This window comes from Streptomyces sp. NPDC057939 (assembly GCF_042887545.1).
In the GTDB taxonomy this organism is placed as follows: Bacteria; Actinomycetota; Actinomycetes; order Streptomycetales; family Streptomycetaceae; genus Streptomyces.
On record NZ_JBHVPG010000040.1, the window covers coordinates 43619 to 53370 of the forward strand.

A 9752-nucleotide genomic window follows, 5' to 3' on the forward strand; every position below is an offset into this window, starting at 1 on the left:
CACCCGAAGGCGGGAGACAGCGGAGCGAGCCTATGTGTTCATTTCCTGAAGTCAAGAGGTCATGTGAAGGTCTCGTTAACTGAGGGAATCGCCACTTGGGTTAACTTCTTGAAGACTCAGGGTTCACGACCGGCCTCAGCGCAACCGCTGGCTGATCACCTTGGACACCCCGTCGCCCTGCATCGACACCCCGTAGAGGGCGTCGGCGACCTCCATCGTCCGCTTCTGGTGCGTGATGACGATCAGCTGGGAACTCTCCTGGAGCTCCACCATGATGCGGATCAGCCGCTGCAGATTGGTGTCGTCCAGGGCCGCCTCCACCTCGTCCATCACGTAGAACGGACTGGGGCGCGCCTTGAAGATGGAGACCAGCAACGCCACGGCCGTCAGCGACCGCTCACCGCCGGACAGCAGTGACAACCGCTTGACCTTCTTGCCGGGCGGCCGGGCCTCCACGTCCACTCCCGTGGTCAGCATGTTGTTCGGGTCGGTGAGGATCAGCCGGCCCTCGCCACCGGGGAACAGCCGGGAGAACACGCCCTCGAACTCCCGGGCGGTGTCGTGGTACGCCTCCGTGAAGACCTGCTCGACCCGCTGGTCGACCTCCTTCACGACTTGAAGGAGGTCGGTCCTCGTCTTGCGCAGGTCCTCCAATTGCTCGCTGAGGAACCGGTGCCGCTCCTCCAACGCCGCGAACTCCTCCAGCGCGAGCGGATTGACCTTGCCGAGCTGCTGGTACGCCCGCTCCGCCGCACGGAGCCGCTTCTCCTGTTCGGCCCGTACGAAGGGCCCGGGCAGCCGGCTCGGATCCCGCTCGTCCCCGTCCCCGGCAACGGGGCCACCCGGGCCCCCCTCGCCCCCGGCGGGCGGGACGGGCTGGTCGGGGCCGTACTCCGCCACCAGGGCGACCGGGTCCACGCCCAGCTCCTCCAGGGCCCGCGTCTCCAACTGTTCGATCCGCAGCCGCTTCTCCGCACCGAGCACCTCGCCCCGGTGGACGGAGTCGGTCAGCTTGTCCAGTTCGCCCTTCAGGTCACGGCCCCGGCCGCGGGCCTCCCCGAGCTCCCGCTCGCGCAGGCCCCTGGCCCGTTCCGCAGCCGCCCGCTCCTGTTCCGCCCGACCGACCGACACCTCCAGGTGCGCCAACAGCTGCCGCGCCCCGTCGGCCACCGCCCGGGCCACCTCGGCCTCGTGGCGCAGCCGCGCGCGCCGCCGCTCCGCCCGCGCCCGGGCCTCGCGTTCCGCCCTGGCCCCCCGATCGAGGGCCTCGGCCCGCCCGGCCAGGCCCTTGACCCGCTCCTCGTGCGTCCGCAGCTGGAGCCGGGCCTCCATCTCCGTCTGTCGGGCGTTCGCCCCGTCGGCCGCGAGCCGGTCCCGCGCCGAGCTGTCGGGTTCCTCCTCGGCGGGCATCTCCTGCGCCACCGCGAGCCGTTCCGCGCACTCCTCGACGTCGATCCGCGCCCGTTCCAGCGACTCCTGTGCCGTCGACGCCGCCAGGGCGCTGCGCTCGGCCTCGCCCAGGGCCCCCTTCGCCTGCCCGGCCAAGCGCCCGAGTTGCTGCGCGACCCCGGCCCGGGCCTGCTCACCCGCCCGTCGCAGCTCGGCCAGCTCCTCGACCCGGGCGGCGGCCCCGGTGCGCCGCTCCCGGGCCCCGTCCTGCGCCGCGGCCAGTTCGCGGCACTGCTCCTCCAGCCGGTCCAGCTCCGCCACCGCCTCGTCGACGGCGGCCTGCACCTCGATCAGGCTCGGCGCCCCCGCCGAACCGCCGTGCGCGGCGTGGGCCCCGAGTACGTCGCCCTCCGCGGTCACCGCAACCAGGTGCGGGTGCTCCGTCACGACCGCCTCGGCCTCCTCCAGGCCGGCGACCACCACGTGGTCCCGCAGCACCCAGGCCACGGCCCGCCGCACCTCGGCGTCCCCGCCGACCAGGGTCGCGGCCTCCCGCCACGCGGGCGCCAGCACGCCGACGGCCGTCCGGACGACGGCTGCGGCCCCCTCGGTCCCCGCCTGCGCGGCGGCGCTGCGGTCCCGGCCCGCCGCCGGGTGCGGAACCCCACCGGGGGCGGGGCGGGGGCCGCCCGGTCCGGAACCGTTCGCGCCCGTCCCCGGGCCGGCGCCACCCGGTTCGGCGCCGCTCCCGGCCGCTTCGGATTCGGGCCGGCCCGGCTCCGGGGCCCCGCCCACCGATGCCGGGGCGATCAGGAAGGCGGCCCGACCCGCGTCCGCGTCGCGGAGGTGACGGATGGCGCGCGCCGCCGACCCCGGGGAGTCCACCGCCACCGCGTCGGCGGCGGCCCCGAGCGCCGCGGCCACCGCGACCTCGTACCCCGGGGTCACCGTCAGGCGCTCCGCCGCCGGTCCGAGCAGCCCGGCCAGCTTCTCGCGCGCTGCGAGCAGCGCCCCCGTGCCGTCCTTGCGCCGCAGCCCCAGGGCGAGGGCGTCCCGGCGGGCCGACACCGCCGCGCGGGAGCGTTCCGCGGCGGTCAGCGCCTCCCGGGCGGAGCCGAGGGCCGCCTCCGCCTCGACCAGTTCGGCCCGGGCGGCCTCGTACTCCCCCTCCGCCTCGGGCTGCTCCAGCCCTCCGACCTCCTCGGCCAGGGCCTCGTACTCCTCCCGGGCCGCCACGGCCCGGGCCTGCGCCCCGTCCCGGGCCGCCACCAGCCTGTCGATCTCCGCCTCGGCGGCGCCCGCCCGGGAGCGGGCCGCGCCGAGGCGCCCGGTCAGGCGGGCCAGTTCCTCGCGCCGGTCGGCGATGGCCCGCGCAGCGTCCCGCAGTCGGCGCTCCTCCGCGGCGAGCGCCCGTTCGAGCTCGGACCGGTGCGCGGCCGTGTCCTCCAGCGCCCGTTCGGCGGCCTCCAGGGCGGCCGTCAGTTCCACCTCCTGCTCGCGGATCCGCTCGGCCTCCTTCTCCATGTCCTGCGGGTCGCGCCCGCGCCGTTCCTCCTCCACCGGGGCCGTCGCGCTCCTGATCCGGGCGTCGGCCAGCGAGGCGGTGCCCCGGACCCGCTCGGCGAGCTGCGCCAGCTCGTGCCAGGTCTGCTGGGCGCGCTGGAGCCGGGGCGAGAGCTCCCGCACGGCCGCTTCCAGCTCCGCCTCCCGGCGCAGAGCACCGGCGAGGTCCCGTTCGGCGGATTCCTTGCGCTCCTTGAGCGCCGCCTCGTCCGCGATCTCCGCGTCGAGCGCGACCCGCAGCGTCACCAGGTCGTCGGCGAGCAGGCGCAGCCGCGCGTCGCGCAGGTCCGCCTGGATCACGGCGGCCTGCCGGGCCACGGCGGCCTGCCGGCCGAGCGGCTTGAGCCGGCGCCGCAGTTCGTCGGTGAGGTCCTGCACCCGCGCGAGGTTGGCCTGCATCGCGTCGAGCTTGCGCAGCGCCTTCTCCTTGCGCTTGCGGTGCTTCAGTACGCCCGCCGCCTCCTCGATGAAGGCGCGCCGGCCCATGGGGTCGGCGTGGAGCACGGAGTCCAGCTGTCCCTGGCCGACGATGACGTGCATCTCGCGGCCGATGCCGGAGTCGGAGAGGAGTTCCTGGATGTCGAGGAGCCGGCAGGTGTACCCGTTGATCTGGTACTCGCTGCTGCCGCCGCGGAACATGATCCGCGTGATGGTGACCTCGGCGTACTCGATCGGCAGGGCGCCGTCGGAGTTGTCGATGGTCAGGGACACCTCGGCGCGGCCGAGCGGCGGGCGGCCGGTGGTCCCGGCGAAGATGACGTCCTCCATCTTGCCGCCGCGCAGGGATTTGGCTCCCTGTTCCCCCATGACCCACGACAGCGCGTCCACCACGTTGGACTTGCCGGAACCGTTCGGGCCGACGACGCAGGTGATCCCCGGTTCGAAGCGCAGGGTGGTCGCGGAGGCAAAGGATTTGAAACCGCGGAGGGTCAGGGACTTGAGGTGCACGCCGCCGGACTCTACCTTTCGCGTCCGGTTTCACCCATGAAGGTGCAGGGCAGATCAGACGCCAAAGGAATCAGCCCCCCGCCCGGCCCAATGTGAATCCGGCGACGCGTACGGAACGCCGACGGGGAGGGCGGGGCGGACGACCGAGGGGGAAAGCGCGCGGGTGAAAGAAAGAAGGGACGCCGGAGCGTCCCTTGCAGATCATGCGGGGCTGGAGTTGCGACGGGTGAGCGCGGATCAGGTGAGCGCAGGCTCCGCCTGGGGTACGTCGAGGTCGATGCTGTCGAGCAGCGAGTCTCCGTGCTGAGCGGCGGCCGCATTCAGAGCGTCGTTCTCGGACTGGATTCGTCCGAGCTCGGACTCGAGGTCCTGGACGCGCTGCTGAAGCCGTCGCATCTCGGCGAGGAGTCGCGGGTCGGAACCGCCGACGTAACCGAGAAGCGCCTTTGCCATGATGGATGGTCCTCCACACTGAGTGACCGACCGAAGCGGTGTGGGTCGTGAGGGAATCGCACCCGCGGATGTCCGGCAGCGACTGTCAGTCACTGCGCTTACTACTGCCAACACTGCCAAACAGCTCAGGTGCGCGGGGCTTCCAGCGTCTCACCAAAAAGTTTGACGGTCAACACGATCACGCCCCGTATCGGCGGGCGGCCCGGTCCGCGCAAGGGTCGCGGAGATCATCCTCGTCTCCGAGCCTTCCACGGATCGGCGCCCACGGCAACGCGTCGGCGATGAATGCGCAGATCCGACCATGTGCGCGCCGGCCGCGGGTCCGATCAGTTCATGATCGGTCGAAAGATCACCGCATCCCGAAGCCGTCGTAACCGCCGCGCGGTGTGCCCCAGATCTCCGTCACACCGTCCACCCTCCCGGGCGTGTCGGCGGAGTGGAGCCAATCCAGCAGCCGGTGGCAATTCTCACGTTGACCTTCGGCCACCACCTGGACCCGTCCGTCGTCCAGATTGAGGGCGAATCCGACCATGCCGCCGATCTCCAGAGCATTCGCCCTGGTGAACCAACGGAAGCCCACTCCCTGTACACGGCCACGCACCCAGGCGGTCAGCCGGACTTCTTCATTCATGCGTGAACGCTAACGGGGCAAACACTTTCGGGTCACATCGCCCCCTGGCGTCATGGGCTACAGTCCCCCACCAATGCCTCACCCGTTCGGGTGAGTAAGGGTTGATCTTGCAAGGAAGGGCGAGCCGCCGATGGGACGCCACCGACTCCACGCCGCGCCGCCCCGCCGGGGCGTCACGCGCCGCACCGCCGTGCGCACCGGCCTGCTCGGCGTCTCGGTGGCCGTGGCGCTCGGCACGGCGGCCGTCACGACCGGCTTCGTCCCGGTGGGCGGTTCGTTCCCCTACGTGGGACCGGGCGCCGACCGCACCGAGGCGAAGGCCGAGCCCGCCGCGAGCGCGGACCGGACCCCGGAACCGCAGGGCGGCCTCGCCGGCCTGTCGGGCCGGGCCTCGTCGGCCCCCGCCGGCAAGGGCGGCGTGACCGGCCCCTCCGCCTCCACCGGCGCCTCGGCCTCGCCGTCCCCTTCGGCCTCGGCCTCGTCGTCATCGTCGCCCTCGGCCTCCCCTTCCACGGCACCCGCGCCCTCGACAGCCCCCTCCTCGAAGGAAGCGGAGCCGGAGCGGAGCACCGCCCCGCCGGCCCCGAAGCCGCCCGCGCCCAAGCCTGCGGAGCCCGAGCCGCCGGCGCCGAAGCCCACTGCCCCGAAGCCCGACGACGGCCACAACGCCGAGGAGGCGGCCGTCCTCACCCTGGTGAACCAGGAACGCGCGATGGCGGGCTGCGGTCCGGTCCGGGCCAACCCGCCCCTCGCCGCGCTGGCCGGGGCCTTCAGCAAGGACATGGCGGTCCGGGGCTTCTTCGACCACACCGATCCGGACGGGAACACCCCCTGGATGCGGGCCGACAAGGCCGGGATCTCGGGCATGGGCGGCGAGAACATAGCGCGCGGCCAGGGTGACGCCGACGCCGTGATGAAGGCCTGGATGAACAGCCCGGGCCACAAGGCGAACATACTCAACTGCGAATTCCGCACCCTGGGCGTCGGCGTGTACGTCGCGTCCGGCGGCCCCTGGTGGACCCAGGACTTCGGCTTCTAGAAGCCCCGGGCGCTCCCCCGTCCGATCAGACGGCGACGGTCGCCGTCAGCGCCGCCCGGCCCGCCACGACCACGCGGGTGTGGTCGGCCACCCGGCGGCCGAGGTGCTCGGCGGTCGCGAGGTCGGCCTTGTGCACGCCCTCCGGGCCCTCGTCGGAGTTGGTCTGGGCCGCGGCGCCGGAGAAGAAGCCGAGGCGGTTCAGGTCGAACTCGGATCCCGTGGTGGAGTTCCAGCCGGGCTTCAGGCCCAGGTTGACCCAGCTCATGCCGTGCTGCGCGGCCAGCGTCTGGAAGAACTGCAGGGTGTGCAGCTTGTCGCCGCTCTTGGAACCGGAGTTGGTGAAGCCGGCGGCGACCTTGTCCTGCCACACGTCGCCGAACCAGCGCTTCGAGGTGGCCTCGGCGAAGACGTGGAAGGCGCCCGAGGCGGTGCCCATGTAGGTCGGGGAGCCGAAGACGATGGCGTCGGAGCCGTCGAGCAGTTCCCATTCGGCCTCGCCGATCTCGTCGACCTTGATCAGGTGGACGGTCGCGCCGGCCGCGGCGGCTCCCACCCGCACCGCCTCGGCGACGACCGCGGTGTGCCCGTACCCGGAGTGGTAGGCGATCGACACGACGGGGGCGGGGGTGACTGCGGACATGGCTGGTCTCCTCAAGAGCGGTGCGGTGGGTGCCGCTGTGCGACGAGAGAAAGAGAAGCACTAACTTTTCGAAAGCGCAAGCAGACAGTTAGCGCTACCCGGGGGTACGCTTGTGCGTATGGAGTCACCTGTCTGTACCGATGCCGCCGGCGCGGACCTGCCGTTCGACGTCTTCGCGCGCGCCTGCCCCTCCCGGGAAACCCTTGAGCACGTCACCGGCCGCTGGGGCAGCCTTACGGTCGGCGCCCTGCGCGAAGGGCCCTGCCGCTTCAACGAGCTGCGCCGCCGGGTCGACGGCGTGAGCGAGAAGATGCTCTCGCAGACCCTGCACGCCCTGGAGCGCGACGGCATCGTCCACCGCGAGGCGCAGCCGACCAACCCGCCCCGCGTCGACTACGAGCTGACGCCGCTGGGCCGCGAGGTCGCGGACCGACTGCTCGCGCTCATCCACTTCCTCGAAGGCAGCATGGACCAGGTCATGGTCTCCCGGGGGACCTACGACGCGGACCGCGGCGGGCGCTGACAGCGCGGGCAGAAGTAGCTGGACCGGTTCATCCAGGCGCGGCGCCGCATCGGCGTGCCGCAGCGGCGGCAGGGTTCACCCTCCCGGCCGTAGGCGTCGAGCGAGCGGTCGAAGTAGCCCGACTCCCCGTTCACGTTGACGTACAGGCTGTCGAAGCTGGTCCCGCCGACGGCGAGCGCGGCGTTCATGACGTCCCGCACGTGGGTGAGGAGTTCCGTGCTCCGGGGGCGCGTCAGGGTGGCGGTGGGGCGCTCGTAGTGCAGCTTCGCGCGCCACAGCGCCTCGTCCGCGTAGATGTTGCCGACCCCGCTGATCAGCGACTGGTCCAGCAGGGCCCGCTTCACGGTGGTGCGCTTGGCGCGCAGCGCCAGGTGGTAGGCGGCTTCCTCGAAGAGCGGGTCCAACGGGTCGCGCGCGATGTGCGCGATGACGTCGGGCAGCCCCTCGGCGCCGTCACCGACGATCTCGTGCAGGGACAGCCCGCCGAAGGTGCGCTGGTCGACGAAGCGCAGCTCGGTGCCGGCGGCATCGGTGAAGCGGACCCGGATGCGCAGGTGCTTCTCGTCGGGGGCGCCGGCCGGCTGCACCAGCAGCTGCCCGCTCATCCCGAGGTGGCCGAGCACGGAGAGGTCCCCGCCCTCCAACGGCAGCCACAGGTACTTGCCGCGCCGCCGCGGCACCCCGATCGTCCGGCCGGCCAGGCGCGCGGCGAAGTCGGCTCCGCCGGCGAGGTGACGGCGTACCGCGCGGGGATGCAGCACTTCCACGGAAGCGACGGTCCGCCCGGCCACCCATCGCTCCAGCCCGCGCCGCACGACTTCGACTTCGGGCAGCTCGGGCACGGCGTTCTCCTCCGGAGATCCACGGACGGGGGGCTCCGGCGAGCCTACCGGCCGCCCGCCGCCACTCGGAAAGGGATCGGGAAACAGCCCCGGAAACGGGTCCGCCCGCCTCCTGCCGGGGCAGGAGGCGGGCGGGAAAAGCCCGAAGGGGCGGTTCGATCAGGCGCCCGGCGTCGGTTCGGCGGGCGTCGGCGCCCCGTCGTCCTCGGCCGGAACGGCGGCGGGAGCCGCCGCGACCGCGGCGGCAGCCGCGATCCGCTCGTCCGCGGCGGCACGGATCCCGCGCCAGGCGGACTCCGCTGCCTGCTGTTCCGCTTCCTTCTTGCTGCGGCCGGTGCCGGTGCCGTACGAGACACCACCGACGCGGGCGGCAGCGGTAAAGGTCTTTTCGTGGTCCGGTCCGGTCTCGGTCACCAGATATTCCGGTACGCCGAGGCCTTCAGCCGCCGTGAGCTCCTGGAGACTGGTCTTCCAGTCCAGGCCGGCCCCGAGGTTGGAGGACTTCTCGATGAGCGGGTCGAAGAGCCGGTGAACCAGCTCCGAGGCCGCGTCGAGGCCCTGATCGAGGTAGACCGCGCCGATCACCGCTTCAAGGGTGTCGGCGAGGATGGAGGCCTTGTCCCGGCCACCCGTGCCCTCTTCGCCCCGGCCGAGCCGGATGAAGGAGCCGAGTTCGAGGCCGCGCCCCACCTCCGCCAGCGCACGCGAGTTGACCACCGCGGCCCGCAATTTGGCCAGCTGGCCTTCAGGCAGGTCGGGGTGGGTGGTGTACAGCGTGTCCGTGACCACCAGGCCCAGCACGGAGTCCCCGAGGAACTCCAGGCGTTCGTTGGTGGGCAGACCGCCGTTCTCGTACGCGTACGAACGGTGGGTCAGCGCACGCACCAGAAGGGCGGACTCGAGTTGGTACCCGAGCCGCCCTTCCAGAAGCGTGTGGGACGAGGCCGCGTTGTTACTGTCTGCCTGCTTCTCAGCGTTGGACAGCTCAGACATTGCGCCTCTCACCAGCCGCTCAGACCTCGAGGACCTGGCGCTTGTTGTAGGTGCCGCAGCTCGGGCACGCAATGTGCTGGAGCTTCGGCTCCTGGCAACGCTCACACGAAACCAGGGTGGGGACCGCAGCCTTCCACTGCGACCGGCGGTGGCGCGTGTTGCTGCGCGACATCTTCCGCTTCGGAACAGCCACGGCTACTTCTCCTGCTTCTCGGCGGCGCCCTGAACTCCGTCAGAGGCAGTGCCGCTCATGTTGTCCTTCTCGTCGTCCTGATCGGTCACGACGAGTCCCTGCAGTGCCGCCCAACGGATGTCGACGGCGTCATGGTGGTGTTCCGGGTCGTCGTTCAGGCTGAGCCCGCAATCGGGGCACAGTCCGAGACAGTCCTCCCGGCACACCGGCTGCATGGGCAGTGCGAGCACCACCACATCGCGCAGCACGGGTTCGAGGTCGAACAAGCCGTCCTCGAGGAAGAGCGTGTCCTCGTCGTCCTCGGCGTCGTCGGCCGGCTCCGCCTTGGAGCGGGTCCGGTCGTCGGCGTCAGGGTACGAGAACATCTCCTGGAAGTCCGCCTTGAGCTCACGCTCGACGGTCTCCAGACACCTTACGCACTCCCCCACGGCCGATGCACGGGCGGTGCCTGTGACAAGCACCCCTTCCATGACCGACTCCAAGCGGAGGTTGAGCTTCAGCGGGGTGCCTTCCGGCACTCCGATGACACCGGCGAGAC

At 71.9% G+C, this 9752-nt stretch carries 10 protein-coding genes; 2 read left to right on the forward strand and 8 right to left on the reverse strand.

Features of this window, described 5'->3' with window-relative positions; all coding sequences use genetic code 11:
• Positions 1 to 135 precede the first annotated feature (135 nt).
• The 3 genes from ACFVS6_RS31670 to ACFVS6_RS31680 all read right to left on the reverse strand — a co-directional run bounded on the left by ACFVS6_RS31670 (position 136) and on the right by ACFVS6_RS31680 (position 4984).
• A complete protein-coding gene (locus ACFVS6_RS31670; RefSeq protein ID WP_389709260.1) occupies positions 136 to 3900 on the reverse strand; it encodes an AAA family ATPase in 3765 nt (1254 codons plus the stop codon).
• Between the two features lie 237 nt (positions 3901 to 4137).
• Positions 4138 to 4353 (reverse strand): hypothetical protein, encoded by a 216-nt coding sequence (locus tag ACFVS6_RS31675; protein ID WP_030227372.1) that lies wholly within the window; start codon positions 4351 to 4353, stop codon positions 4138 to 4140.
• Between the two features lie 349 nt (positions 4354 to 4702).
• Positions 4703 to 4984, reverse strand: a complete 282-nt coding sequence (locus ACFVS6_RS31680) for an acylphosphatase (protein WP_389709262.1) — start codon at positions 4982 to 4984, stop codon at positions 4703 to 4705.
• 130 nt (positions 4985 to 5114) lie between these two features.
• On the opposite strand from ACFVS6_RS31680, the gene ACFVS6_RS31685 reads away from it, so the two are divergent.
• Positions 5115 to 6023, forward strand: coding sequence for a CAP domain-containing protein (locus tag ACFVS6_RS31685; RefSeq protein WP_389709264.1), 909 nt, complete (start codon positions 5115 to 5117; stop codon positions 6021 to 6023).
• Between the two features lie 25 nt (positions 6024 to 6048).
• Here the strand turns inward: ACFVS6_RS31685 and ACFVS6_RS31690 are convergent, their stop codons facing one another.
• Positions 6049 to 6663, reverse strand: coding sequence for a flavodoxin family protein (locus ACFVS6_RS31690; RefSeq protein ID WP_389709266.1), 615 nt, complete (start codon positions 6661 to 6663; stop codon positions 6049 to 6051).
• Positions 6664 to 6781: 118 nt separating this feature from the next.
• On the opposite strand from ACFVS6_RS31690, the gene ACFVS6_RS31695 reads away from it, so the two are divergent.
• Positions 6782 to 7186 carry a winged helix-turn-helix transcriptional regulator gene (locus ACFVS6_RS31695; RefSeq protein WP_389709268.1) on the forward strand — a complete coding sequence of 135 codons (405 nt, stop codon included), beginning with the start codon at positions 6782 to 6784 and terminating at the stop codon, positions 7184 to 7186.
• On the opposite strand, the gene mutM is transcribed toward ACFVS6_RS31695, so the two are convergent.
• The 4 genes from mutM to ACFVS6_RS31715 all read right to left on the reverse strand — a co-directional run.
• Positions 7159 to 8028, reverse strand: a complete 870-nt coding sequence (mutM, locus tag ACFVS6_RS31700) for a bifunctional DNA-formamidopyrimidine glycosylase/DNA-(apurinic or apyrimidinic site) lyase (RefSeq protein ID WP_389709270.1) — start codon at positions 8026 to 8028, stop codon at positions 7159 to 7161. The genes ACFVS6_RS31695 and mutM overlap by 28 nt on opposite strands.
• 159 nt (positions 8029 to 8187) lie before the next feature.
• On the reverse strand, positions 8188 to 9021 hold the full coding sequence (gene rnc, locus ACFVS6_RS31705; protein WP_389709272.1) for a ribonuclease III: 834 nt from the start codon (positions 9019 to 9021) through the stop codon (positions 8188 to 8190).
• A 19-nt stretch (positions 9022 to 9040) separates the two neighbouring features.
• The gene (gene rpmF, locus ACFVS6_RS31710) at positions 9041 to 9214 is read right to left on the reverse strand and encodes a 50S ribosomal protein L32 (protein WP_003965982.1); all 174 of its coding nucleotides are present in this window, start codon (positions 9212 to 9214) and stop codon (positions 9041 to 9043) included.
• A gap of 2 nt (positions 9215 to 9216) precedes the next feature.
• Positions 9217 to 9752, reverse strand: a 536-nt coding sequence (locus tag ACFVS6_RS31715) for a YceD family protein (protein ID WP_389709274.1), incomplete at its 5' end; no start/stop codon positions are given.

What these genes read in the sequence shown, in the direction of transcription:
- ACFVS6_RS31680 (WP_389709262.1), bottom strand. Translation starts at nt 4,984, where the DNA reads ATGAATGAAGAAGTCCGGCTGACCGCCTGGGTGCGTGGCCGTGTACAG.
- rnc (WP_389709272.1), bottom strand. Translation starts at nt 9,021, where the DNA reads ATGTCTGAGCTGTCCAACGCTGAGAAGCAGGCAGACAGTAACAACGCG.
- ACFVS6_RS31675 (WP_030227372.1), bottom strand. Translation starts at nt 4,353, where the DNA reads ATGGCAAAGGCGCTTCTCGGTTACGTCGGCGGTTCCGACCCGCGACTC.
- ACFVS6_RS31690 (WP_389709266.1), bottom strand. Translation starts at nt 6,663, where the DNA reads ATGTCCGCAGTCACCCCCGCCCCCGTCGTGTCGATCGCCTACCACTCC.
- ACFVS6_RS31685 (WP_389709264.1), top strand. Translation starts at nt 5,115, where the DNA reads ATGGGACGCCACCGACTCCACGCCGCGCCGCCCCGCCGGGGCGTCACG.
- ACFVS6_RS31695 (WP_389709268.1), top strand. Translation starts at nt 6,782, where the DNA reads ATGGAGTCACCTGTCTGTACCGATGCCGCCGGCGCGGACCTGCCGTTC.